Origin of the sequence: Streptomyces sp. NPDC008121, from assembly GCF_042957155.1 — a bacterium.
Lineage (GTDB): Bacteria > Actinomycetota > Actinomycetes > Streptomycetales > Streptomycetaceae > Streptomyces.
Window position 1 is genome coordinate 337,671 of the sequence record NZ_JBIBHT010000003.1, and the last position, 22,801, is coordinate 360,471.

General features: G+C 72.7%; 18 protein-coding genes. 9 read left to right on the forward strand and 9 right to left on the reverse strand.

The genetic code is table 11. The features are described 5' to 3' along the window. Positions 1 to 11 precede the first annotated feature (11 nt). Entirely contained in the window at positions 12 to 1,142 is a 1,131-nt protein-coding gene (locus tag ACFZBD_RS11585; protein ID WP_391139114.1) for a helix-turn-helix domain-containing protein, read from the reverse strand. Positions 1,143 to 1,372: 230 nt separating this feature from the next. Further along, the gene (locus ACFZBD_RS11590; RefSeq protein ID WP_391139116.1) at positions 1,373 to 2,398 is read right to left on the reverse strand and encodes an ATP-dependent 6-phosphofructokinase; all 1,026 of its coding nucleotides are present in this window, start codon (positions 2,396 to 2,398) and stop codon (positions 1,373 to 1,375) included. 255 nt (positions 2,399 to 2,653) lie between these two features. Between ACFZBD_RS11590 and pta the strand changes: the two genes are divergently transcribed. From pta to pyk, 3 genes are all read left to right on the forward strand, one after another. After that, on the forward strand, positions 2,654 to 4,741 hold the full coding sequence (gene pta / locus ACFZBD_RS11595) for a phosphate acetyltransferase (protein ID WP_391139118.1): 2,088 nt from the start codon (positions 2,654 to 2,656) through the stop codon (positions 4,739 to 4,741). After that, positions 4,738 to 6,012 (forward strand): acetate/propionate family kinase, encoded by a 1,275-nt coding sequence (locus tag ACFZBD_RS11600; RefSeq protein WP_391139120.1) that lies wholly within the window; start codon positions 4,738 to 4,740, stop codon positions 6,010 to 6,012. Before pta ends, ACFZBD_RS11600 begins: the two co-directional genes overlap by 4 nt. Positions 6,013 to 6,086: 74 nt before the next feature. Next, positions 6,087 to 7,517 carry a pyruvate kinase gene (gene pyk / locus ACFZBD_RS11605; protein ID WP_391139122.1) on the forward strand — a complete coding sequence of 477 codons (1,431 nt, stop codon included), beginning with the start codon at positions 6,087 to 6,089 and terminating at the stop codon, positions 7,515 to 7,517. An 88-nt stretch (positions 7,518 to 7,605) separates the two neighbouring features. Here the strand turns inward: pyk and ACFZBD_RS11610 are convergent, their stop codons facing one another. The 4 genes from ACFZBD_RS11610 to ACFZBD_RS11625 form a co-directional block, all read right to left on the reverse strand. Then, entirely contained in the window at positions 7,606 to 8,952 is a 1,347-nt protein-coding gene (locus ACFZBD_RS11610) for a hypothetical protein (protein ID WP_391139124.1), read from the reverse strand. After that, positions 8,942 to 9,559, reverse strand: coding sequence for a DUF6114 domain-containing protein (locus ACFZBD_RS11615; protein WP_391139127.1), 618 nt, complete (start codon positions 9,557 to 9,559; stop codon positions 8,942 to 8,944). The genes ACFZBD_RS11610 and ACFZBD_RS11615 overlap by 11 nt, the downstream gene beginning before the upstream one ends. 114 nt (positions 9,560 to 9,673) lie before the next feature. Beyond that, positions 9,674 to 10,318, reverse strand: a complete 645-nt coding sequence (locus tag ACFZBD_RS11620) for a DUF6230 family protein (RefSeq protein WP_391139129.1) — start codon at positions 10,316 to 10,318, stop codon at positions 9,674 to 9,676. Positions 10,319 to 10,903: 585 nt separating this feature from the next. After that, complete coding sequence (locus ACFZBD_RS11625; protein ID WP_391139667.1) at positions 10,904 to 11,857, reverse strand: tetratricopeptide repeat protein; 954 nt, start codon at positions 11,855 to 11,857, stop codon at positions 10,904 to 10,906. 313 nt (positions 11,858 to 12,170) lie between these two features. On the opposite strand from ACFZBD_RS11625, the gene ACFZBD_RS11630 reads away from it, so the two are divergent. The 5 genes from ACFZBD_RS11630 to ACFZBD_RS11650 all read left to right on the forward strand — a co-directional run bounded on the left by ACFZBD_RS11630 (position 12,171) and on the right by ACFZBD_RS11650 (position 17,662). Then, a complete protein-coding gene (locus ACFZBD_RS11630; RefSeq protein ID WP_391139131.1) occupies positions 12,171 to 12,812 on the forward strand; it encodes a TetR/AcrR family transcriptional regulator C-terminal ligand-binding domain-containing protein in 642 nt (213 codons plus the stop codon). 118 nt (positions 12,813 to 12,930) lie between these two features. After that, complete coding sequence (locus tag ACFZBD_RS11635) at positions 12,931 to 13,755, forward strand: YhjD/YihY/BrkB family envelope integrity protein (RefSeq protein WP_391139133.1); 825 nt, start codon at positions 12,931 to 12,933, stop codon at positions 13,753 to 13,755. 178 nt (positions 13,756 to 13,933) lie between these two features. Further along, the gene (locus tag ACFZBD_RS11640) at positions 13,934 to 16,720 is read left to right on the forward strand and encodes a LuxR C-terminal-related transcriptional regulator (RefSeq protein ID WP_391139135.1); all 2,787 of its coding nucleotides are present in this window, start codon (positions 13,934 to 13,936) and stop codon (positions 16,718 to 16,720) included. Positions 16,721 to 16,793: 73 nt separating this feature from the next. Further along, a complete protein-coding gene (locus ACFZBD_RS11645) occupies positions 16,794 to 17,318 on the forward strand; it encodes a hypothetical protein (protein ID WP_391139137.1) in 525 nt (174 codons plus the stop codon). Between the two features lie 146 nt (positions 17,319 to 17,464). Further along, positions 17,465 to 17,662 carry a hypothetical protein gene (locus ACFZBD_RS11650; protein ID WP_391139139.1) on the forward strand — a complete coding sequence of 66 codons (198 nt, stop codon included), beginning with the start codon at positions 17,465 to 17,467 and terminating at the stop codon, positions 17,660 to 17,662. A gap of 90 nt (positions 17,663 to 17,752) precedes the next feature. Here ACFZBD_RS11650 and ACFZBD_RS11655 read toward each other — a convergent pair whose 3' ends face one another. Beyond that, positions 17,753 to 19,162 (reverse strand): DUF2252 family protein, encoded by a 1,410-nt coding sequence (locus ACFZBD_RS11655; protein WP_391139141.1) that lies wholly within the window; start codon positions 19,160 to 19,162, stop codon positions 17,753 to 17,755. Beyond that, positions 19,159 to 19,875 (reverse strand): ion channel, encoded by a 717-nt coding sequence (locus ACFZBD_RS11660; protein WP_391139143.1) that lies wholly within the window; start codon positions 19,873 to 19,875, stop codon positions 19,159 to 19,161. The genes ACFZBD_RS11655 and ACFZBD_RS11660 overlap by 4 nt, the downstream gene beginning before the upstream one ends. Before the next feature lie 349 nt (positions 19,876 to 20,224). Between ACFZBD_RS11660 and ACFZBD_RS11665 the strand changes: the two genes are divergently transcribed. After that, complete coding sequence (locus tag ACFZBD_RS11665; protein WP_391139146.1) at positions 20,225 to 20,896, forward strand: DUF308 domain-containing protein; 672 nt, start codon at positions 20,225 to 20,227, stop codon at positions 20,894 to 20,896. Between the two features lie 164 nt (positions 20,897 to 21,060). Here ACFZBD_RS11665 and ACFZBD_RS11670 read toward each other — a convergent pair whose 3' ends face one another. Further along, positions 21,061 to 22,761 (reverse strand): methylmalonyl-CoA mutase family protein, encoded by a 1,701-nt coding sequence (locus tag ACFZBD_RS11670; RefSeq protein WP_391139148.1) that lies wholly within the window; start codon positions 22,759 to 22,761, stop codon positions 21,061 to 21,063. Positions 22,762 to 22,801 lie beyond the last annotated feature (40 nt).

Sequence of the window (22,801 nt, forward strand, 5' to 3'; positions counted from 1 at the left end):
CACGGCACGATTTACGTCGTGTCCGCGCGGCGGTCGAAGCTGAAGAGCTGGCCCGCCGCGTCCGGCCGGCAGGGTGCCTGGGCCAGGCGGGCCCAGGCGGCCGTGCGGTCGCCGACGACCGTCACGCATACGTCGCGGGTCGCGGAGCCCTCGGGGCGGATGCGGTAGCCGGTGACCGGAGTGCCGAAGGGTTCCACGGCGAAGGACTCCAGACGGGCCGGATCGCCGCACTCCGAGTCCTCCAGGGGCGCGTCCGGGATGCGCCCGCCGGACGGGATGCCCGAGCAGCCGGGGCCGTAGTCCGGGTGGTCCGAGAGGATCTGCCAGTGGCCGCCCCGGTTCTTCAGGGAGTAGAGGGGGACGACCGCGTCCTCGCAGGGGACCTGGTGGACCTGTCCGTTCCTGCTGCCCCGCCGCTCGTTCAGGCACAGGTCCGAGCCGATCACCCGTATCCGTATCTCCCCCTCCGCCGGGGCCGTCAGCCGCCGCGGGCCCGTCCCGCCGTCGTCCCGGACGACGGTGAGCACCAGGCTGAGGGCGGCGAGGACGAGCCCCGCGACGGCCACGACCGTGACGAGGGTCCGCCCTATGCGCCACCGGGGCGGCTCAGGGGCGGACGGCTCGGCCGCGGGGGCGGGGGCCGAGGGCCAGGTGGTGTCCACCGCCTCCGCCGAGCCGGGCTCCCGCTCGCCGGCTTCCTCGTCGGCGTCGGGTCCGTCGTCGGCGTCGGCTTCCTCGTCGGCGTCGGGTTCCTCGTCGGCGTCGGGTTCCTCGTTCGCGTCGGGTTCCTCGTTCGCCTCGGCCGAGGTGCCGGACGGGCTCGCGGGTCCGGTGTCGTACACCCCCCGTGCCGCCAGTTCCGTGCGGACGGCCTGCCAGCCCTCCAGCTCCCCCGCTCCGACTCCGCAGGCGCGGACGAAGGAGGTGAGCAGCTCCTCCCGGGGGAGCGTCGTACGGGCCAGCATGTTCGCCACCGTCGAGCGAGGCAGCACGTCGCCCTGTGCCTCCGCGCGGGACGACAGCTCGCGGTACGTGAGTCCGGACCGGTCCTTGAGCTCCTGGAGCAGGGCGATGAAGGCGGCGGGGTCGCCGGCCGTCCGCGGGTCGGGCGCTCTCCGCCCGCCGGTGTCCCCCTCGGTCATGCGACGTACCCCGCCCCTCCCCGGAACCGGCCATCGGACGTGCCCGGACGGAGTTGGGACATGTCCGGGACAGGCGCAAGCCTTGTTGATGATGGTGTTCGACTCAAGAGTGGAAATCAGCAATTCCGTTCGAAGGCCGAAACGTCTCGGTCACGTACCGAACGGCCCCGATCGCCCGCGGGGGTGGCGATCGGGGCCGTACCCCCGTGGCCGGATCACGGCCGTCGGGGTCAGAAGACCGACTCGGCCTCCGACATCCGGCTCTCCGGCACCGTCTTCAGCCGGGTCACGGCCTCGGCGAGCGGCACCATGTGGATGTCCGTGCCGCGCAGCGCCGTCATCCGCCCGAACTCGCCGCGGTGCGCCGCCTCCACCGCGTGCCAGCCGAAGCGGGTGGCGAGGACGCGGTCGTACGCGGTCGGCGTGCCACCGCGCTGGACGTGACCGAGGATGACCGGCCGGGCCTCCTTGCCGAGGCGCCGCTCCAGCTCGACCGCGAGACGGTTGCCGATGCCCTGGAAACGCTCGTGGCCGTACTGGTCGATCTCGCCCTTCTGGTACTCCATGGAGCCCTCGGCGGGGTGCGCGCCCTCGGCGACGCAGACGACCGCGAACTTCTTGCCGCGCGCGAAGCGCTCCTCGACCATCTTGACCAAGTCGTCGATCTGGAAGGGGCGCTCGGGCAGGCAGATGCCGTGCGCGCCGCCCGCCATGCCGGACTCCAGCGCGATCCAGCCGGCGTGACGGCCCATCACCTCGACGACCATGACCCGCTGGTGGGACTCGGCGGTGGTCTTCAGACGGTCTATGGCCTCCGTCGCGACGCCCACGGCGGTGTCGAAACCGAAGGTCCGGTCGGTGGAGGAGATGTCGTTGTCGATCGTCTTCGGGACGCCGACGACGGGCATGCCCGCCTCGGAGAGCAGCCGGGCGGCGGTGAGCGTCCCCTCGCCGCCGATCGGGATGAGCACGTCGATGCCGTACTCCTTGGCCAACTCGGGCGCGGAGGCGGCGGCTTCCGCCAGCCGGGCGCGCTCCAGGCGGGCCGAGCCGAGGATCGTGCCGCCCCGGGCCAGGATGCCGCTGACCGCGTTGAGGTCGAGGGGGCGGAAGTGACCGTCGAGGAGACCCTTGAACCCGTCCTCGAAACCGATGACTTCGGCGTGGTGACCGGTGAGCGCGCGGTGCACGACCGACCGGATCACTGCGTTCAGGCCAGGGCAGTCGCCGCCTGCGGTGAGAACTCCGATGCGCATCGTGCTGTGTCTCCTGCTCGGGTAGCGGTACGTGTGAGCGCCTTCGATTGTCCCACGCCGGGCCCCGCGGCGACGCTCGCGACTGCTCCGCGCGTCCCCGGGGCAGACGGTCGGGAGGGCCTTTCGTCCCCTCTTACAGGCCTTTCGTCCGGCGGGCGCCCTACCCACCCGCGGAGGTATTGTCAAGAGGGCATTGCCGCCCTATCGGATGTTCCGAGCACACTCGGTTGACAGGACTGGACAGGAGACCACGGCGTGACGCGGAGCGTGTACGTGACCGGGATCGACCGCGGCGACGGCCGGCAGGTCGTCGAGCTGGGAGTCATGGAGCTCCTGACCCGCCAGGTGGACCGGGTGGGGGTGTTCCGACCCCTGGTGCACGACGGTCCCGATCGCCTGTTCGATCTCCTGCGGGCGCGTTACCGCCTCTCCCAGGACGCCGCGACCGTCTACGGCATGGACTACCACGAGGCGGCCGCGCTCCAGGCGGAGCGCGGCACCGACGAGCTGGTCGCCGTCCTCGTCGACCGCTTCCACGCGGTCGCGCGCGAGTACGAGGTCGTGCTCGTCCTCGGCACCGACTACGCCGCCACCCAGCTCCCCGACGAGCTGTCGCTCAACGCGCGCCTGGCCAACGAGTTCGGCGCCGCCGTGATCCCGGTCGTCGGCGGCAAGGGCCAGCCCCCCGAGTCCGTACGGGCCGAGGCCCGCAACGCCTTCCGGGCCTACGAGGTGCTCGGCTGCGACGTCCTCGCGATGGTCGTCAACCGGGTGGCCGCGGACGACCGGGCGGTCATCGCCGAGCGGCTCGCCGCCCGGCTGCCCGTGCCCTGTTACGTCCTGCCCGACGAGCCGGCCCTCGCCGCCCCCACCGTCTCCCAGATCACCCACGCCCTCGGCGCCTCGGTCGTGCTCGGCGACGACGCGGGCCTGGCCCGGGACGCCCTCAACTTCGTCTTCGGCGGCGCCATGCTGCCGAACTTCCTCAACGCGCTGACTCCGGGCTGCCTGGTGGTCACCCCCGGGGACCGCGCCGACCTCGTGGTCGGGGCGCTCGCCGCCCACTCGGCCGGCACCCCGCCCATCGCCGGCGTGCTCCTCACCCTCGACGAGCGGCCCACCGAAGCCGTACTGACCCTGGCCGCCCGGCTCGCCCCCGGCACCCCGGTCATCTCGGTACCGGGCAACAGCTTCCCCACCGCCGCCGAACTCTTCTCCCTGGAAGGGAAGTTGAACGCCGCGACGCCCCGCAAGGCGGAGACCGCGCTCGGCCTCTTCGAGCGGCACGTGGACACCGCCGACCTGGTGAAGCGGATCTCGGTCGCCCGCAGCGGCCGCGTGACCCCGATGATGTTCGAGCACGACCTGCTCGAACAGGCCCGGGCCGACCGCCGCCGGGTGGTACTGCCCGAGGGCACCGAGGAGCGGGTGCTGCGCGCCGCCGACGTACTGCTGCGCCGGGACGTCTGCGACCTGACGCTCCTCGGCGACATCGAGGTCATCCGCAAGAAGGCCGCCGACCTCGGCATCGACCTCTCCTCGCCGTCGACGCAGCTCATCGACCCGCACACCTCCGAGCTGCGCGACACCTTCGCCGCGAAGTACGCCGAACTGCGCGCCCACAAGGGCGTGACGGCGGAACTCGCCTACGACGTGGTGTCGGACGTGAACTACTTCGGCACGCTCATGGTCCAGGAGGGGCTGGCCGACGGCATGGTCTCCGGCTCGGTCCACTCCACCGCGGCGACCATCCGCCCCGCCTTCGAGATCATCAAGACCAAGCCGGAAGCCTCGATCGTCTCCTCCGTCTTCTTCATGTGCCTCGCCGACAAGGTCCTGGTCTACGGCGACTGCGCGGTCAACCCGGACCCGAACGCGGAGCAGCTCGCGGACATCGCCGTCCAGTCGGCGGCGACCGCGGCCCGCTTCGGCGTCGAACCCCGCATCGCGATGCTGTCGTACTCCACCGGCACCTCGGGCACCGGCGCCGACGTCGACAAGGTCCGGGAGGCGACGAAGCTGGTCCGGCAGACCCACCCCGGACTGCGGATCGAGGGCCCCATCCAGTACGACGCCGCCGTCGAACCGTCCGTCGCCGCCACCAAGCTGCCCGGCTCGGAGGTCGCCGGACAGGCGACCGTGCTGATCTTCCCGGACCTCAACACCGGCAACAACACCTACAAGGCCGTGCAGCGTTCGGCCGGCGCCGTGGCCGTCGGACCGGTCCTGCAGGGCCTGCGCAAGCCCGTGAACGACCTCTCGCGCGGCGCGCTCGTCAGCGACATCGTCAACACGGTCGCCATCACGGCCATCCAGTCCCAGGTACAGGAGCCCTCCGCATGACCGCCCGCCCGTCACCCATCCCCCCGCACCTGGACGAGACCCGCCCGGAGCCTCGCGCCACCCGGGTCCTCGTCCTCAACTCCGGCTCCTCGTCGGTGAAGTACCAGCTCCTGGAGATGCGCGACGGCGGGCGGCTCGCGGTGGGCCTGGTGGAGCGGATCGGCGAGGAGACCTCCCGGCTCCTGCACACCCCCCTCCAGGGTGGCGGGGGCGTACGGCGGGAGAGAACCGGCCCCATCGCCGACCACGCGGCCGCGCTGCGGGCGGTGGCCGAGGAGCTGGCGGCCGACGGCCTGGGCCTCGACTCCCCGGAACTGGCCGCGATCGGCCACCGGGTGGTGCACGGCGGGCTCCGCTTCAGCGCGCCGACCGTGATCACGGACGAGGTGCTGGCGGAGATCGAACGGCTGGTCCCCGTGGCGCCGCTGCACAACCCGGCCAACCTCACCGGCATCCGTACGGCGAGGGCGCTGCGCCCCGACCTGCCGCAGGTCGCGGTCTTCGACACCGCCTTCCACACGACGATGCCGGAGTACGCCGCCCGGTACGCCATCGACGTGGAGACCGCGGACGCGCACCGCATCCGCCGCTACGGCTTCCACGGCACCTCGCACGCCTACGTCTCCCGCGAGACCGCCCGACTGCTGGGCAAGACGCCGGAGGAGGTGAACGTGATCGTGCTCCACCTGGGCAACGGAGCCTCGGCCTCCGCCGTCCGGGGTGGCCGGTGCGTGGACACCTCGATGGGCCTCACCCCGCTGGAGGGCCTGGTCATGGGCACCCGCTCGGGCGACGTCGACCCGGCGGTCACCTTCCACCTCAAGCGGGTGGCGGGGATGTCCGACGACGACGTGGACGCGCTCCTCAACAAGCGGAGCGGTCTCGTCGGCCTGTGCGGCGACAACGACATGCGGGAGATCCGCCGGCGGATCGACGAGGGCGACGAGCGGGCGACGCTGGCCTTCGACGTCTACATCCACCGGCTGAAGAAGTACATCGGGGCGTACTACGCGGTACTCGGGCGGGTGGACGCGGTGGTCTTCACGGCGGGTGTCGGCGAGAACGCGGCCCCCGTACGGGAAGCTGCCATCGCCGGCCTGGAAGAGCTGGGCCTGGCGGTGGACGCCGGCCTGAACGCCGCCCGGTCCGACGAGGCCCGGCTGATCTCGCCGGAGTACGCGCGGGTCGCGGTCGCCGTGGTGCCGACCGACGAGGAGCTGGAGATCGCCCGGCAGAGCTACGCACTGGTGCGCGGGGAAGTGAACGCCTGAGCGGCCCCCCGCCCATTTGTACTTTCCACCAGCCGGAATATTCCGCAGCGAAACAAACCGATAGGATCCGCCTCATGCGCCGTTCCAAAATCGTCTGCACGCTGGGCCCCGCCGTCGACTCGTATGAGCAGCTGAAGGCTCTCATCGAGGCCGGCATGAACGTGGCCCGATTCAACATGAGCCACGGAACCCAGTCCGAGCACCAGGAGCGGTACGACCGTCTCCGCAGGGCGGTGGCGGACACCGGCCGCGCCGTGGGCGTGCTCGCCGACCTCCAGGGCCCCAAGATCCGGCTGGAGACCTTCGCGGAGGGCCCGGTCGAGCTGGTGCGCGGTGACGAGTTCACCATCACCACCGAGGACGTCCCGGGTGACAAGTCCATCTGCGGGACCACGTACAAGGGTCTGCCGGGCGACGTGTCCAAGGGCGATCAGGTCCTGATCAACGACGGCAACGTCGAGCTGCGGGTCGTCGAGGTCGAGGGCCCCCGGGTCAAGACGATCGTCGTCGAGGGCGGTGTCATCTCCGACCACAAGGGCATCAACCTGCCCGGCGCGGCGGTGAACGTCCCGGCCCTGTCCGAGAAGGACGTCGAGGACCTCCGCTTCGCGCTCCGCATGGGCTGCGACATGGTCGCGCTCTCCTTCGTCCGCAACGCCGACGACGTCAAGGACGTCCACAAGGTGATGGACGAGGAGGGCCGCCGGGTCCCGGTCATCGCCAAGGTCGAGAAGCCGCAGGCCGTGGACAACATGGAGGGCGTCGTCGCCGCCTTCGACGCGGTCATGGTGGCCCGTGGCGACCTCGCCGTGGAGTACCCGCTGGAGAAGGTCCCGATGGTGCAGAAGCGCCTCGTGGAGCTGTGCCGCCGGAACGCCAAGCCGGTCATCGTCGCGACCCAGATGATGGAGTCGATGATCACCAACTCGCGCCCCACGCGCGCGGAGGCCTCCGACGTGGCCAACGCGATCCTGGACGGCGCGGACGCGGTCATGCTCTCGGCGGAGTCCTCGGTCGGCGCCTATCCGATCGAGACCGTGAAGACGATGTCGAAGATCGTCGTCGCGGCCGAGGAGGAGCTGCTCTCCAAGGGCCTGCAGCCCCTCGTACCGGGCAAGAAGCCCCGGACGCAGGGCGGCTCGGTGGCCCGCGCGGCCTGCGAGATCGCGGACTTCCTCGGCGGCAAGGCGCTCATCGCCTTCACCCAGTCCGGCGACACCGCCCGCCGGCTGTGCCGCTACCGCGTGGCCCAGCCGATCCTTGCCTTCACGACGGACGAGAGCACCCGCAACCAGCTCACGCTGAGCTGGGGCGTCGAGTCCTTCGTCGTCCCGCACGTGGACAACACCGACGCGATGGTCGACCTGGTCGACGCGGAGCTGCTGAAGCTCCAGCGCTACAACGAGGGCGACACCATGGTCATCACCGCCGGTTCGCCCCCCGGCGTCCCCGGCACCACCAACATGGTCCGGGTGCACCACCTCGGCGGCCGGCAGCGCGACTGACGCGCGGCCCGTCCGCGCCCATGACGAGGGCCCCCGTCCGGAGTCGGACGGGGGCCTCGTCGCGTGCGGCCGCGGAGGGTACGGGCGGTCAGCTCGCCTCGATCGTGTTGCGCAGGCCGGGCACCTTGAGCGTGCCGCCGAACTGGCCCGCCTGGATGACCTCGACGCCGGTGAAGAAGGCGAAGGGCACATCGAGCGGCGGCGGACTCTGCGGGTTGAAGGTGATCGGGATCAGACCGAAGAGGTTGCCCTTCAGCTGCTCCGTGTACATGGTCACCGTGCCGTTGCGGATGGTCGACGTCGAGCCCTTGTCCGAGCGGACATGGCCGGTGTGACCCTCGGAGTGCACCGTGCGCTGGTGCAGGTCCTTGATGTCGACACCGTCGCTCGCGGTGAACTTCAGCACCTTCTTGATCTTGCCGCTGCCGGTCTTCACCTCGACGATGCCGTGGTACTTCAGGCCCTTGAGCGTCAGCATCGTGCTGTTCAGCTTCCAGGGCTCGTCCGGGAGCAGCGGGATGCCGGGCTCCAGCTCCGCCGCCGCCAGCGCCTCGGGGTCGGCCTCCGGGCACGGGAAGCGCGGCTTGGCGCCGTCGGGTATGTCCTCGTCCTTCTTGGCGTCGAGGCCCTTGGCGTCCTCCGGCAGCTCCTTGACCTCGGCGCCCGCCTTGTCGGCGGCCTCCTTGATCGCGTCCTTGGTCTTGTCGACCGGCGCGTCGGGAGCGTCCGGGGCGTCGGGCTCGGGCGCCGTGTCCTTCTTCGGCGGGGTGGCGGGAGCGGTGGTCGGAGCCGTCGTGGGCTTCTCGGCCGGGGTGGTGGCCGTCGGCGACGGGGTGCCGGTGGGCGTGGCGTCCGGACCGTCGAAGAAGTCCTTGATCTTGTCCCCGAGGCCCAGCGGGTCGAGCGGGTTGACGCTCTTCGTCGGGGTGGGGGTGGGGGCCGGGGCCGGCTGCTGCGGGGCGGCATCCTGCTCGGCCCCGGTCTTCGCGGGCCCGGTGCCGGCGGTCCCGGTCTTCGGGGCGTCGTCGGCCGGGGTGCCGGTGTCCGGTGCGGGCTTCTCCTGCTCCTCGCCGGTCTCCGGGCCGGACGTCGCGTCGGGCGCCGGTGTCCGGCTCGCGCTCGCGCTCGGCGCGGGCTCGGGCTTCTCGGACGGCTTCTTCGACTCCTCGTCCACCGGCTCGTCCGAGCGGGTCACGCACGGACCGGGGGCGAAGGGGATGTCCTTCTCGTCGGCGAGGGCGAGCTTGGGCGCCATGCCCATGCCCATGAGGACCGCCGTCGGCATGGCCGCCAGGGCCATCGCCTTGCCCGCGGGTCCCTGAATCTTGTTCAGCAGCGACTTGCGCGGAGCCGCGTGCCGCGGACCCCTCCTCGCCAGAGTGGCGTCGCCGGCAGCCGTCGCCGACTGCGCCGACCCTGTTTCGTCACCCCGCACTGTTCCTCCCGCCGTTGGCGTCGATCGTCGATTCGGTCGCCTGCGCACCGGGGCCCGGCAGCGGGTCCGGCTCCTGACCGGCGCGCTGCTCCGGGACCGTGACGGTGCCGAAGGCGTAGCGGCCCTCGTCCCCCTCGGCGCCCAGCGGCGGACCGTCGTACTCGTGCTGGTGCGTGGCGGCTTCGGCCTCGGTCTGTCCGGCGGACTGCTCCACCGGTACGCCCGGGGCCCAGGAGACGGAGAGTCCGCCGCCGATGAGCGAGCACAGGAACCCGACGACGAGGCCGCCGAAGTTCGAGACCGGGATGGAGACGAGCCCCAGGACGATCGCCGCGACGCCCGCGAACACCCGGACGACGGGCTGGAACCACATCGTCAGACCGAGCGTGATCAGCAGAACGCCGATGATCAGTGCTCCGGCGCCGGCCGTGGTCGCCATGGCGAGCGTCATGTTGCCGAGTCGCATGTCGCCGTAGGGCAGATACGCGATCGGAACACCGCCGATCATGGTGAACAGGCCGCCCCAGAACGGGCGGTTGCCCCGCCAGGCGCGGAAACGCAGCCGCCAGTAGTGGAATCCGCGGGAACCAGTGGACTCGGCGCTCATGGAAAACAGCTCCCTGGAAGCGGTGTTGCTGAGAAGAGTGGTGAAAGGGAGAGCGAATCCCCCGGAACGGACGGGGCCGCACGGAACGGCCCCGTCCATCGAGGAGGGCTACTCCTAGAAGCACTCCTTGGTGCCCTTGTGCAGCTTCAGCTTCAGGTCGGGAAGCTTGAAGGTCGCGGCGGTGGTCGCCCACGCCGTCTGCTCCACGCCCGTCAGCGTCGCGTCTTCGGCGCGCTGGGAGAAGCCGTACGGGTTCGCCTGGGTGTTCGGCTGAATACCCGGCTTGCCGTCCTTCTTCGGAAGCTGGCCCGCCGCGACGCCGATGTCGATGTTGCCGAACTCGGCGTCCGCCTTCAGCGAGGAGACATCGAGGTAGATGCCCTTCGCGTAGACCGGCTTCTTGTCCTCCGTGCCGGCGCGCAGCTCCAGCGAGACGTTGCCGATGAACGGCACGTCCGGAGTGACGACGGACTGGCACATGTTGGTGATCCAGGCCTCGGAGAAGCCCGAGACGGCGACCGGAGCCGCGAACGGCTTGCCGTGCAGGTCCTTGCCGGACGCCACGCTGCCGTACTGGACGAAGTCCTTGCCGACAAGACTGTCGGCCTTAACCTTGAACTCCTGGCCGGAGATGCTGAAGGACGCGGCCAGCGCGCCCTGGGCCAGGCCGACACCGATGGCGGCCGTCGCGGCCACACTCGGCACCATGACGACGGCGAACCGCTTCCATCTGGTCCCGCCACGAACCTGGGACTTCATGAGAATTCCTCCTTCTCGGACGTACATCTCCGGAAGGGCCGGGGCCCGTCCTGGGATGGGAGAAGTGCTACGTCCTCGGGAAGGTAGGCGCCGGCCCATCGGGCACGATGCGCGTCCGAATCACCGGCGATCACCCCCGAGCGACAACCACTGGCCACGCCTTGCGCGCAACCGCTTGGACAGGCCCTGCCGGTGAGGGCAGGAACCCCCCTGTCCACGGCCGGCGCCACTGCCGCCGGCCCACTCGGTGGGGACCCTCGCCGCGGACCCGGGTGGTTGCCGGGCTGGTGCGGTATCGGACCGAGCGTCGCCGATCGTGGTCCATTACGGGCCGGGGCACAAGGGGGCTCGTTACTCGCTAGTAACGGCCTGATAACCCGCCCACGACAGGGCGATGTCGGCCGGGCACACAGGGTGTGGTTGACAGGCTCAGTACATCAGGAGGATGAGGTTGAAACCCGGACAGACCGTCGAGTTCGATTTACTGCAAGTAACAGCGGCCGCGTTTACCAAGTTTTGGTAAAGCGCGGCCGCGTTATGTCACTGTGTCGCCAAATCGGCCCGACCCTCAGGGCCGGACGGAGGTCAGAAGAGCACCCGCGCGAGGGCCTGCCGGCCCGCGGTCACCCGCGGGTCCTCGGGGCCGATCACCTCGAAGAGCTCCAGGAGACGCAGCCGCGCCGCGTCCCGCTGCTCGCCCGCGGTCTGCCGCACCGCGTCGACCAGCCGGCTGAAGGCGTCCTCGACGTGACCGCCCACCAGGTCCAGGTCGGCGGCGGCGATCTGCGCGTCCACGTCGGCCGGATTGTCGGCCGCGTTCTTCCGGACCTGCTGGGGGTCCATGTCCTGCACCCGCGCCAGCAGCTCGGCCTGGGCCAGGCCCAGCTTGGCCTCCGGGTGGGCCGGATCGTCGCTCAGCACGTTCTTGTACGCCTGGACCGCGCCGGACAGGTCGCCCGCGTCCAGCGCGGACATGGCCGCTTCGAGGAGGGCGTCGTACGGACCGGCCGGCACCGGGGCCGACTCGGCGGCCGCGCCGGCCTCGGGGTCCACGGCGATGCCGGTGAGACCGAAGCGCTCCTCGCCGACCTGGATCAGCTGGTCGAGCGTCTGCCGGATCTGTGCCTCGGGGGCCGCACCCTGGAAGAGCGGCAGCGCCTGACCGGCGACCACCGCGAAAACGGCCGGAATTCCCTGGATGCCGAACTGCTGCATCAGCATCTGGTTGGCGTCGACGTCCACCTTGGCCAGGAGGAACCGGCCGTTGTACTCGACGGCCAGCCGCTCCAGCAGGGGGCCGAGCTGCTTGCACGGCTCGCACCACTCGGCCCAGAAGTCGATGACGACCGGGACCTCGGCGGAGCGCTGCAGGACATCGCGTTCAAAGCCGGCCTCGTCGACGTCGATCACCAGGGCGGAAGGGGTGACGGCCGTCGGGCCACCCTGCCGGGCGGCATCGGCGCGAGCCTGCTCCGCCTTGGCCTTGGCCTCTCCGGCCGCCTTCACCGCGGCGAGGTCGACGACGCCGCTCATGGACATGTTTCGGGGCTGCATGGGTACATCCTCCCCCTTCCGCGCGCGTAACCGGTAAGCCATGGCTGAACCGTGCCGTCCGCAGGTCTCCCGCCGGTGTGCGAGACGTACGGACGACACGGTTCTTCGTTGTGTCTGCGGTGTACATCGCACCGGGTCCCCACCCGGCGCTCGTGGTTGTCGCTGGGGCCGCTCAAAGCCTTTCGCTACAGGTCGTAGCGTAACTGCACAACGGCGGCCGAGGGAAGACGGCCTCGGTGAACTGGCTCACATCACCACCCTCTGGCGCAAGACCTACCGGCGGGTATGGTCCATGCCCATGTGCAGCCGTACCAGCCCCCGACCCCGCGCCGCGGGACGTCCCGGCCGTCCGCGCTCCCCCGAGGCCGACACGGCCATCCTGGAGGCGACGCGCGCCGCTCTGGTCGAGCTGGGCTGGTCCAAGCTCACGATGGGGGACGTGGCGACGAGGGCGGGGGTCGCCAAGACCACGCTCTACCGCCGGTGGGCCAACAAGAACGAACTGGTCGTCGACGCCGTCGCCGTCCTCTTCGACGAGCTCGAACTCCCGGACCTGGGCAGCCTGCGGGCCGACATCGAGAACGTGGTGCTGCAGTTCGCGGCGCTCCTGGAGCGGCCGGAGACGAAGACGGCCCTCATGGCGGTGGTGGCCGAGTCCACCCGCGACGCGCCGCTGCGCGAGCGCATCCGGGCGTCGATCGTGGACCGGCAGAAGCGCCTGGTCCTGGAGGGCCGCCAGCGTGCCCAGGAGCGCGGCGAACTGCCCGCCGACCGCGACCCCGTGGCGATGGACGCGACCGACGACCTGATCTTCGACGTGATCGCCGGGGCGGTGGTGCACCGGGCCCTGGTGAGCGCGGAGCCGGTCGACGGGGAGTGGGTGCGGCGCCTGTCCGCGCTCCTGATCGGCGGCCTCGGCGAGGCCGCCGCCTCCGCCTGACCCACCGTCACCCCACCGGCCGCCACCACCCGGGCCGGCGGCGGCGGGACGTCCGGTGACCAGTCCCGGCGTACGGCAGATGCGGCGGATCCGGGCGGAAAGCCGCTTAACTGACCCCATGACAGGCCGTGACAGCCCGCGCGGACACGGGCCGCGCAGGGAAGCCCTGGACGAGCGACGGCGGGCCGCCACCCGGCGCTTCCGGGAGAGCCAGGCGAACGAGATGTGGAGCCGGCTCTCCGCGCTCGACTTCCTCGGCAACTGCTTCCAGCTCGCCGCGCTCGCGATGCTGTGCTTCTTCCCCTTCCTCATCGTCGTCACGGCCGCCGCCGGGCGGGACGCGGCCGCCTCGATCGCGGTCTGGCTGGGGCTCGACCACGAGGCGGCCCAGGCCGTGGCATCGCTCTTCGTGGACGGCGAGGACCCGGGCTCCCTCACGGTGGCGAGCGCCGCCATGCTGCTCATCGGCGCCGAGGCCGTCGCCGGCACCCTGCAGGGCTGGTACAAGAGGCTCTTCGACGTCCCGCGCCGGGGCTGGCGTGACCTCACGGCGCAGCTGTGCTGGATCGGGCTGCTGATCGGCTACGCCGCCACGCAGACCGTCGTCGGCCGCGCCCTCGGCCAACCGCTGCTCCAGGGCACGTTCGGCATCGCCGCGGCGACCTGCTTCTGGTGGGCGACCATGTACATCCTGCTCGCGCGCGCCGTGCGGTGGCGGGCCCTGCTGCCCGCCGCCGTGGTCACGGCCCTGTGCTGGACCGGGCTCGGGCTCTTCTCCTCCCTCTTCTTCTCGTCGGCGATCGTGGAGAACAGCGAGAAGTACGGCCCGATCGGCGTCGTCATGATCATCATGTCGTGGCTGGTGGCGGTGGGCGTGGTCATCCACCTCGGAGCGGTCGTCGGCCGCCTCTACGAGGAGCGCCGCGCCGGCCGGCGGGCGTAGCGGGTCTCTCTCGGCGGGCACGGCCTTGCGCCGGACCGGCGGGCCGGCCGGGCGGGAAGGTGGGCGGGCGATCGGCCTGGCGGAGCGCCGGCCGCGCGGGCGGCCGGGCGGGGAAGGTGGGCGGGCGACCGGCCTGGCGGAGGGCCGGCCGCGCGGGCGGCCCGGCGGGAAGGCTGGGATGCTGAGGGAAGGAAGCCCCCTGCCCCTGGACGCGGGACCTGGACGGACGGTGGTGAGCGCCGTGGCACGGACCGGGGAGACCGCTCCAGGACGGCCCGGCCCGGCCGGTCCCCCCACCGGCGCCTCGGCCGGCCCCGCGGAAGGCGGTGCCTCCACCGGGCCCTCGGGCAGCGCGTCCACCGATCCCCTGGGAGATCCGTTCCTGCGTACCCGCACGGTGCTGCCGGCCAGGCCGGCCGCCTTTCTACGGCGGGAGCGGCTCGTCCGCCACCTCGACCGGGCCCTGGAGACCCCGCTGACCCTGGTCAACGGCTCCGCCGGGGCGGGCAAGACCCTGCTGGCCGCCGACTGGGCCGCCGGACTGCGGCAGCCGGTCGCCTGGCTCACCGCCGAGGCGGGGGAACACCGCCCGGGCGTGTTCTGGGCGTACGTCCTCCAGGCCCTGCGCGCCTGCGGTACGCCGGTCTCCGACGCGGTGGGGGCCCCGGCCGAGGCGTCCCGGGTGGACCACACGCTGCTGGCGAGGCTCGCCGCCGAGCTGGAGGCGCGCGAGCGGCCGGTGGTCGTGGTGCTCGACGAGTTCGACCGGGTGACGGCGCCCGAGGTCGCGGAGCAGCTGGAGTTCGTCCTGCACCACGCCGGGCGGGGCATGCGCCTGGTCCTGGTGACCCGTACCGAACCGCTCCTGCCGCTGCACCGCTACCGGGCGGCGGGCGAGCTGACGGAGATCCGCGCGGCGGAGCTGGCCTTCACCCCGGAGGAGGCCGTCGTCCTGCTGGAGCGGCACGGTCTGAGCCTGCCGGTCGCCGCCGGACGCGCCCTCGTGGACCGTACGCGGGGGTGGGCGGCCGGCCTGCGCCTGTGTGCCCTGGCCGCCCGCGAGAGCGCCGATCCGGAGGCGTACCTCAAGGAGTTCGAGGCGGGCCACAGCACGGTCGCGGACTTCCTGCTGGCCGAGGTGCTCAAGCGGCAGCCCCCGCAGACGCAGGACCTGCTGCTGCGCGTCAGCGTCCTGGACCGGTTCTGCCCCGGTCTGGCGAACGCCCTGACCCGGCGGGACGACGCCGAGCCGATCCTCGTCGGGCTGCACCGCGAGAACGCGTTCGTCGAGGACCTCGGGCACGCGTGGTACCGGCTCCATCCGCTCTTCGGGGAGATCCTCCGGGCCCATCTGCGGGTCAGCCTCCCCGGGCTCGAACCCGAGCTGCACCGGCGGGCCGCGCGGTGGCTGCGCCCGCGCGGCCCGCTCACGGACACGCTGACCCACGCCGCCGCCGCGGGCGACTGGGCCTTCGCGGCCGGGGCCCTCGTCGGCGACCTGGCGATCGGGCAGCTCTTCACCGGTCTGCGCTCGGGCGATCTCGACCGACTGTTCTCCGGGATGGGCCCCGAGGCCGCGGGGCCGGCGACGGAGCTGGTCCGGTCGGCGCGGGACCTGGCCCGGTGGGACGTCGAGCGCGGTCTGCTCCACCTGCGCCGCGCCCAGGAGCGGCCGGCCGCCGCCGATCGACCCGCCGGGCCCGCCGAGCTGCTGTCCCGTGCGCTGCTCGAGACCCTGGCCGGGCGGCTGACCGGCTCCCTCGAACGGGCCGAGCGCGCCGCCGAGGCCGCGGACCGGCTCCGGCGCGAGGTCCCGCTCGACCTGCTGGACGCGCACCCGGAACTCACCGCGCTCCTGCTGACCCACCTGGGCTCCACGCGCCTGTGGGCCGGGCGCTTCGAGGACGCGCGGGCCGTCCTGACGGCGGTGACCGGCGGTCAGGGCACCGCGGCCACCGCGCTCCCCCGTCACGAGGCGATGGGGCACCTGGCCCTGATCGACTATCTGGACGGCTGGACCGGCCGGGCCGAGCGCAAGGCGCTCGCCGGGGCCGCCGAGGCGGAACGGTTCGGGCTGTCGCGTCCCGGCGTCTCCGGCCTCGGGCTGCTGGTGCTGGCCGCCGTCGCCGTCGACCGCGACGAACAGGGCCGGGCCCGGGCGCTCCTCGACGAGACGGCCCTGCTGCCCTCGGCGGCCCGCGATCCGGTGACGGCGGCGGCGCGGGCCCTGGTCGGGGGCCGTCTCCTGTCGGCGCGCGGCGAGGCGCGGGCCGCCGCCGAGCGGGCGGTCCCGGCCGTCTCCGCCGTCGTCGCCTCGCCCTGGGCGACCGGCCACGAGGCCCTGGCCACCGCCGCCGCTCACCTGGCCGAGGGGCGGCCGGAGAGGGTCGCCGAGGCGCTCGAAAGTGTGTCCGGCGGCCAGCCGGCGTCGGCGGTGGAGGCCGCGCGGATGCTGTTGGCCGCGGGCCGGCCCGAGGCCGCGCTCGGGCTGCTCGACGGCGTCCGAAGCGGGGCCAGGACCGGCCCGGCGGTGACCGTGCGGATGACGTTGGTCCGCGCCCACGCCGCGTACCGGACCGGGGACGTCGCCACCGCGCGCCGGCTCGTCGCGCAGGCACTGCTCGACGCGCGGCGCGACCGGCTGCGCGGGCCGTTCCGTGACGCCCGGTCGTGGATCCGGCCGCTGCTGTCGACCGCGCCGTTGGACGGGCTGGCCGCGGACTGGCTGACGCCGGGCCGGCCCCGGGGCGGTGCGCCGGCGGCCCTCGTCGCCGAGGAGCTGAGCGGGCGCGAGCGGGACGTCCTGTTGCGGCTGGCCCGGATGATGTCGACCGAGGAGATCGCCGCCGACCTCTACGTCTCGGTGAACACGGTGAAGACGCACCTCAAGAGCGTCTACCGGAAGCTGGCGGTGAACCGGCGCAACGAAGCGGTGCGCCGCGCGCGCGAGGTGGGCCTGGTGTGAGCCTCCGCCCTCCCCCGCGACGGGTGAGCCGCGGGCGGCCGGGGGCCGACATCCTGAGCCGGAGGAGGCACCGATGTCCCGGTTGATCCACCACGACCCGGCCCGGGCCGGGCGAGCCGCCGAGCGGCGGGCCCACGCGGACTACTCGGGCGGCGTCTACGGGTCGATGCTCGCGGCCTCGGTGGTGATCGGCGCCGGCACCCTGGGCTCCTTCCCGCGCGCGGAGCTGGTGATGCTGCTGGTGCTCACCGGCGCGGTGTTCTGGGCCGCGCACGTGCACGCACACCTCTTCGGAGCGCGTCTGACGCAGGGGTCCCTGGACCGGCGGACGGTGCTGGGCGTGTGCCGGGAGGAGTGGCCGATCGTCAAGGCGGCCCTTCCGCCGGCGATCGCGGTGGCCGTCAGCCCGCTCCTGGGCCTCGACGTGGAGGGCGCCCTCTGGCTGGCGGTCTCCGTCGCCGTGGCGGGCCAGGTGGGCTGGTCGGTGGCGGCGGCCCGGCGGGCCGGTGCCTCCCGACGGCTCATGGCGGTCAGCGCCTCGGTCAATCTGCTGCTCGGCCTGCTGATCATCGGCTTCAAGCTCGTGCTGACGCACTGACCCCGGTCGGCCGGGATGGGACGGGTCGCGGGCTCGGCAGGTCAGGTCACCTGTGCCGGGTGAGGCCGGGCCCGCGCCACGGAGGGACGATCGCGGGGTAGGGCGCCGTCCGTCTGCCACCACGCAGCCCCGCGGGAGAACAGCCCATGCGCTACGAGATCCGCGTCGAGGGACACATGTCGGAGACGCTGACCCAGGCCTTCCCGGAGCTGGGCCACGTCACGATGTCCGGCCAGACGGTGCTGTTCGGACCCGTCGTGGACGAGGCGCATCTCTACGGGCTGCTGGCCCGCTTCCAGTCGCTCGGCCTGCGCGTCCTGGAGATGCGGCAGCTGCCGGAGTGACCGGCCGGGTGCCCGGCCCGTGCAGGGGCGTCCCGGGCGCGGGCCCGCGGTGACGCCCCGGACGGCCTGCGGCGGGTGTCCCGGCCGCCGTCAGAGACTCCCCGCGGTGACCCTTCCCGAGCGGACCGCGGCCTGCAGCGCCTCGAAGTCGCGCTCGTTCCGGTCCGCGTAGGACTGGGCGAAGTCGGTGAGCGCGCGCTCGAAGCGGTCGCTCTTCCCGAGGTACGCGGCGATGGCGACGGGGTCGCCGGAACGGGCGTGGGCCCGCGCCAGGGACGCTCCGCAGAGCCGGCCGAAGAGGCGGAAGAGACCCGGACCCATGGTCTCCGGCCGGGCGATGCCCTTCCAGTCCCAGAGCTGGCGTACGTAGAAGTCCCGGTGCCGGCCGTCGAGGCCCACGACATGCGTCCAGCCGAGGAGGATGTCGCTGGTGGTCTGGATCAGCCGCTGGCCGGTGACGACCCGGCGGCCCTGGTTGTCGAAGTCGTCGCCGTCGACGTGGGCGGAGAGCACCGATTCCTGCGCCTCCTTGGCCTGCAGCAGCAGGGGGTCCTCGTCGTCCCTGCCGAGCAGGAGCACGATCCAGCAGCGGGTCCCCACGCTGCCCACGCCCACCACCTTCCGGGCCATGTCCACCAGGCGGTAGTGCCGCAGCAGGTGCCGGCGCTCGGCCGGCAGGGTCCGGGCGTACCCCTCCAGGACGCCGGTGAGCTCCTCCGCCCGGCCGGCCTCCGGCGCCTCGGCGAGCAGCCGGTCGAGGGGGGTGATCAGCGGCGGGTCCGGGGCGATGCGCCGTCCCTCGTCCGTGAGCCGGGTGAGCTTCGCGAAGGCCTCCAGATGGGTCCGGGTGCGGGCTTTCGCCGTCGCCCGGTCGGTGCGGCGCCGGACGTCCTCGTCCAGCGAGGAGGCCATCAGCTCCCGCATCCGGTCGGCGTCGTCCTGGGCGTACCAGATGTCCAGGGTCCGCATGCCGGCGAAGGCGCGCATCCGCTCCCGGTACGCCCCGACGCAGATGCGGACGGCGGCGTTCTGTTCCTTCGGCGAGAAGCCGTTCGCCCGGCCGGCCGTCACGAAGCTCGCCGCCAGCCGTTTGACGTCCCATTCGAAGGGCCCGGGCAGGGTCTCGTCGAAGTCGTTGAGGTCGAAGACCAGATGGCGCTCGGGCGAGGCAAGCAGCCGGAAGTTCAGCAGGTGGGCGTCCCCGCACAGCTGCACCGTCAGCCCCGTGTGGGGCAGGGTCCCGAGGTCCGCCGCCATGATCGCCGCGGCGCCGCGATAGAAGCGGAAGGGTGACTCGAGCATGCGGCCGTAGCGGATCGGCACCAGTTCCGGCAGGCGCGTCGCCGACTGGCCCTCGATCACGTCGACCGGGTCGGGCCGGTTCGGGTCCGGCTCGAACCGCCCGTGGCCCGACCGCGGCGCGCGCTCGCGCGCCTTTCTGCCGAGTTCCGCCCGCTCGGCCGGTGTCGGTACGGCGGTGAAGTCGCGCGGTACGGTCATGATGATCCGGCCTCCCGGTCCGTCGGGGTGTCCGTCGCGCCGTCCGTCCGGGTGTCACCCGTGGCGTCCGTCGTGGTGTTCCTCCCGGTGTCCGCCGCGGGGCCTGCCGGGGGCTCCGTCCCGGGGCCCCGCGCCGCGTCCGGCTCCGTCGGCTGCTCGCGGCCCTGCCGGCGCAGCCCGGCCTGGACCGCGCCCGCCAGCACCCGGGCGGCGACGCCGACGAGGAGCAGCCCTCCCGCCATCTGCATCATCGTCAGGATCCGGCCCGCCTGCGAGCGGGCGGTGATGTCGCCGTAGCCGACGGTGCTGAACGTCGTCAGCGTGAAGTAGAGGGAGTCCGTCCTGGTCAGCGGCTCGCTGAAGGAGCCGGGGGCGGAGTCGTCCAGCAGGTAGTAGGCGCCGGCAAACAGGACGAGGAACAGCGCCAGCGTGGCCGCCAGGGCCTCGACGGCCTTCAGACGCGGATGGGCCGAGCGCGTGATGACGCGTACCTCCCACAGGAACACCAGCACGACCGCGAGCAGACCGGCCGCGAGCAGCGCCAGCCGGCCGGCCGTGTCGCGGTCGGTCAGCGGGAGCAGGAAGTACGCGGTGAGGAGGACGGCGACGATGAGGAAGGCGCGGGCGATGGTCGCGAGGGCCGCCCGCCGGTCGCGGCGCGCGGGGACCCCCGTTCCGGTCGGGTCGTCCGGGGCTGACGCGGCATCGCTCATCGCAAGCCTCTTCGTTCCGTGTCGCGGTCCGGGGTCGTCGTACGGGGTCGTCCTACGTGGTCAGGGTCCGGGGTCGTCGTGCGAGGTCGTCGTCCCTGGTCAGGGCTCGGGGTCGTCTTTCCGTGTCGCGGTGTGGGGGCCACGGCGCGGCGCCGGCGGGCACCTGCCGGCGCCTTCCCGCCGGCGGACACCTGCCGGTCTCCAGCCCACCGCCGCCGGGGCTCCGACGGATCACCCGCCGTGGGTGACCCGGTGGCGGGTGGCGCGCGGGACGCTGAGACGGCCGGGTGCCGCCCACCGCCCCGACGGCGGTCGCGGGCGACCCGCTCGAACGCGTGAGGAGCCCCCCATGACCTCATCGCCTGGTCCGGCACCGCGGACCGAACCGGAAGAGACCGCCGGTGGAGCCGCCGGAGCGGACCGCCACCCGTCCGGCGACCCGGCGGAGGTGCTGGCCCGCCTCGGCCGTTCGTGGACGTGGCTGCTGATCTCGGCGGTGGCGACGCTGGTGCCGGGCATCCTGATCCTGGTGTGGCCGGACGGCACCCTGCACGTGGTGGCCGTCCTCATCGGCCTGTACCTGCTGGTGACCGGGGCGTTCCGGTTCGTGGGCGTCTTCGCGCGCGAGGAGCACGGCGAACGGCTCCCCGGGCTGCTCGTGGCGGTGCTGTACATCCTGGCCGGGGTGCTGTGCCTGCGGAACCCGCTGCAGACCATCGCCGCGCTCTCGCTGATCGTCGGCGTCGTCTGGCTGGTCTCGGGCGTCCTGACCCTCTACACGGCCCTCGCCGCCAAGGACCTGCCGCACCGCGGCATCGTCCTGGCCGTGGCGGTCCTCGCCATCGTCGCGGGGATCGTGGTGCTCGCCCTGCCCACGGAGTCGGCCCGCGCCCTCACCCGCCTGCTCGGCCTGTGGCTGGTCCTGCTCGGCCTCGCCGAGGGCGGACTCGCCCTCGCCCTGCGGTCCGCGCTCAAGGGCGCCCGCCCGAGGGGCCCGCACGGCGCCACGACGCCGGTCTGACCCCCGGGGCCGCCGCGCACACGGCGCGTGTTCCCTCCCGCCCCGGACCGCCCCTCCACCGCACACGGGCCGGCCCGGCTGGGTGGCCCGTCCGCCGCCGGCCCCGCACGGCGGAGGGGGCCGAACCGGATACCGGCTCGACCCCCTCCGTCTTTCCCCACGTCTCAGAAGCCCGGGGGCTCGGTGTAGACGCCCCACTCCTCCCGGAGCACGTCGCAGATCTCGCCGAGCGTGGCCTCCGCCCGTACGGCGTCGAGCATCGGGCCGATCATGTTCGAGCCGTCGCGGGCCGCCGCCAGCATCGCGTCGAGGGAGGCTCGGACGCGGGCGTCGTCGCGGTGGGTCCTGCGCTCGCCGAGGGCCCGGACCTGCTCCCGCTCGACCTCGTGGCTGACCCGCAGGATCTCCAGGTCGCCGGTGACCGAGCCGTGGTGGACGTTGACGCCGACGACCCGCTTGTCGCCCTTCTCCAGGGACTGCTGGTATTGGAAGGCGGACTCGGCGATCTCGCCGGTGAACCAGCCGTCCTCGATGCCGCGCAGGATGCCGGAGGTGATCGGTCCGATCGGGTGCTGCCCGTCCGGGTGGGCCCGGCGGCCGCGCTCCTTGATCTGGTCGAAGATCTTCTCGGCGTCGGCCTCGATCCGGTCGGTGAGCTGCTCGACGTACCAGGAGCCGCCGAGCGGGTCGGCGACGTTGGCGACGCCGGTCTCCTCCATGAGGACCTGCTGGGTGCGCAGCGCGATCTCGGCGGCCTGCTCGCTGGGGAGCGCGAGGGTCTCGTCGAGGGCGTTGGTGTGCAGCGAGTTGGTGCCGCCGAGGACGGCGGAGAGGGCCTCCACGGCGGTCCGTACGACGTTGTTGTACGGCTGCTGCGCGGTGAGGGAGACACCGGCGGTCTGGGTGTGGAAGCGGAGCCACTGGGCCTTGTCGGTCTGCGCGCCGTAGACCTCCTTCATCCAGCGCGCCCAGATCCGGCGGGCGGCGCGGAACTTGGCGATCTCCTCGAAGAAGTCGAGGTGCGCGTCGAAGAAGAAGGAGAGACCGGGGGCGAAGACGTCGACGTCCAGGCCGCGGCTCAGCCCCAGCTCGACGTAGCCGAAGCCGTCGGCGAGGGTGTACGCCAGCTCCTGCGCGGCCGTCGCCCCGGCCTCGCGGATGTGGTAGCCGGAGACGGAGAGCGGCTTGTACGCGGGGATGCCCTGCGCGCAGTGCTCCATGAGGTCGCCGATGAGGCGCAGGTGGGGCTCGGGCTGGAAGAGCCACTCCTTCTGCGCGATGTACTCCTTGAAGATGTCGGTCTGGAGCGTGCCGTTGAGCACGCCCGGGTCGACACCCTGGCGCTCGGCGGCGACCAGGTACATGCAGAAGACGGGCACCGCGGGCCCGGAGATGGTCATGGAGGTGGTGACGTCGCCGAGCGGGATGTCCTTGAAGAGGACCTCCATGTCGGCGGCGGAGTCGATGGCGACGCCGCAGTGGCCGACCTCGCCGAGCGAGCGCGGGTCGTCGGAGTCACGGCCCATGAGGGTCGGCATGTCGAAGGCGACGGAGAGCCCGCCGCCGCCGGCGGCCAGGATCATCTTGTACCGCTCGTTGGTCTGCTCGGCGTTGCCGAAGCCGGCGAACTGGCGGATGGTCCAGGTGCGGCCGCGGTAGCCCGTGGGGTGCAGCCCGCGGGTGAAGGGGTACTCCCCCGGCCAGCCGATGCGCTCGAACCCCTCGTAGGTGTCGCCGGGCCGGGGCCCGTAGACGGGCTCGACCGGGTCCCCGGAGAGCGTGGTGAAGTCGGCGTCGCGCTTGCGGGCCTTGTCGTAACGGGCCTGCCAGCGGCGGCGGCCTTCCTCGATCGCGTCAGCGTCCATACCCACGAATTTACTAGGACGTCCTAGTAAATGTCGATGG

What these genes read in the sequence shown, in the direction of transcription:
- ACFZBD_RS11585 (WP_391139114.1), bottom strand. Translation starts at nt 1,142, where the DNA reads ATGACCGAGGGGGACACCGGCGGGCGGAGAGCGCCCGACCCGCGGACG.
- ACFZBD_RS11590 (WP_391139116.1), bottom strand. Translation starts at nt 2,398, where the DNA reads ATGCGCATCGGAGTTCTCACCGCAGGCGGCGACTGCCCTGGCCTGAAC.
- ACFZBD_RS11600 (WP_391139120.1), top strand. Translation starts at nt 4,738, where the DNA reads ATGACCGCCCGCCCGTCACCCATCCCCCCGCACCTGGACGAGACCCGC.
- pyk (WP_391139122.1), top strand. Translation starts at nt 6,087, where the DNA reads ATGCGCCGTTCCAAAATCGTCTGCACGCTGGGCCCCGCCGTCGACTCG.
- ACFZBD_RS11615 (WP_391139127.1), bottom strand. Translation starts at nt 9,559, where the DNA reads ATGAGCGCCGAGTCCACTGGTTCCCGCGGATTCCACTACTGGCGGCTG.
- ACFZBD_RS11620 (WP_391139129.1), bottom strand. Translation starts at nt 10,318, where the DNA reads ATGAAGTCCCAGGTTCGTGGCGGGACCAGATGGAAGCGGTTCGCCGTC.
- ACFZBD_RS11625 (WP_391139667.1), bottom strand. Translation starts at nt 11,857, where the DNA reads ATGTCCATGAGCGGCGTCGTCGACCTCGCCGCGGTGAAGGCGGCCGGA.
- ACFZBD_RS11630 (WP_391139131.1), top strand. Translation starts at nt 12,171, where the DNA reads ATGTGCAGCCGTACCAGCCCCCGACCCCGCGCCGCGGGACGTCCCGGC.
- ACFZBD_RS11635 (WP_391139133.1), top strand. Translation starts at nt 12,931, where the DNA reads ATGACAGGCCGTGACAGCCCGCGCGGACACGGGCCGCGCAGGGAAGCC.
- ACFZBD_RS11640 (WP_391139135.1), top strand. Translation starts at nt 13,934, where the DNA reads ATGCTGAGGGAAGGAAGCCCCCTGCCCCTGGACGCGGGACCTGGACGG.
- ACFZBD_RS11645 (WP_391139137.1), top strand. Translation starts at nt 16,794, where the DNA reads ATGTCCCGGTTGATCCACCACGACCCGGCCCGGGCCGGGCGAGCCGCC.
- ACFZBD_RS11650 (WP_391139139.1), top strand. Translation starts at nt 17,465, where the DNA reads ATGCGCTACGAGATCCGCGTCGAGGGACACATGTCGGAGACGCTGACC.
- ACFZBD_RS11655 (WP_391139141.1), bottom strand. Translation starts at nt 19,162, where the DNA reads ATGACCGTACCGCGCGACTTCACCGCCGTACCGACACCGGCCGAGCGG.
- ACFZBD_RS11660 (WP_391139143.1), bottom strand. Translation starts at nt 19,875, where the DNA reads ATGAGCGATGCCGCGTCAGCCCCGGACGACCCGACCGGAACGGGGGTC.
- ACFZBD_RS11665 (WP_391139146.1), top strand. Translation starts at nt 20,225, where the DNA reads ATGACCTCATCGCCTGGTCCGGCACCGCGGACCGAACCGGAAGAGACC.
- ACFZBD_RS11670 (WP_391139148.1), bottom strand. Translation starts at nt 22,761, where the DNA reads ATGGACGCTGACGCGATCGAGGAAGGCCGCCGCCGCTGGCAGGCCCGT.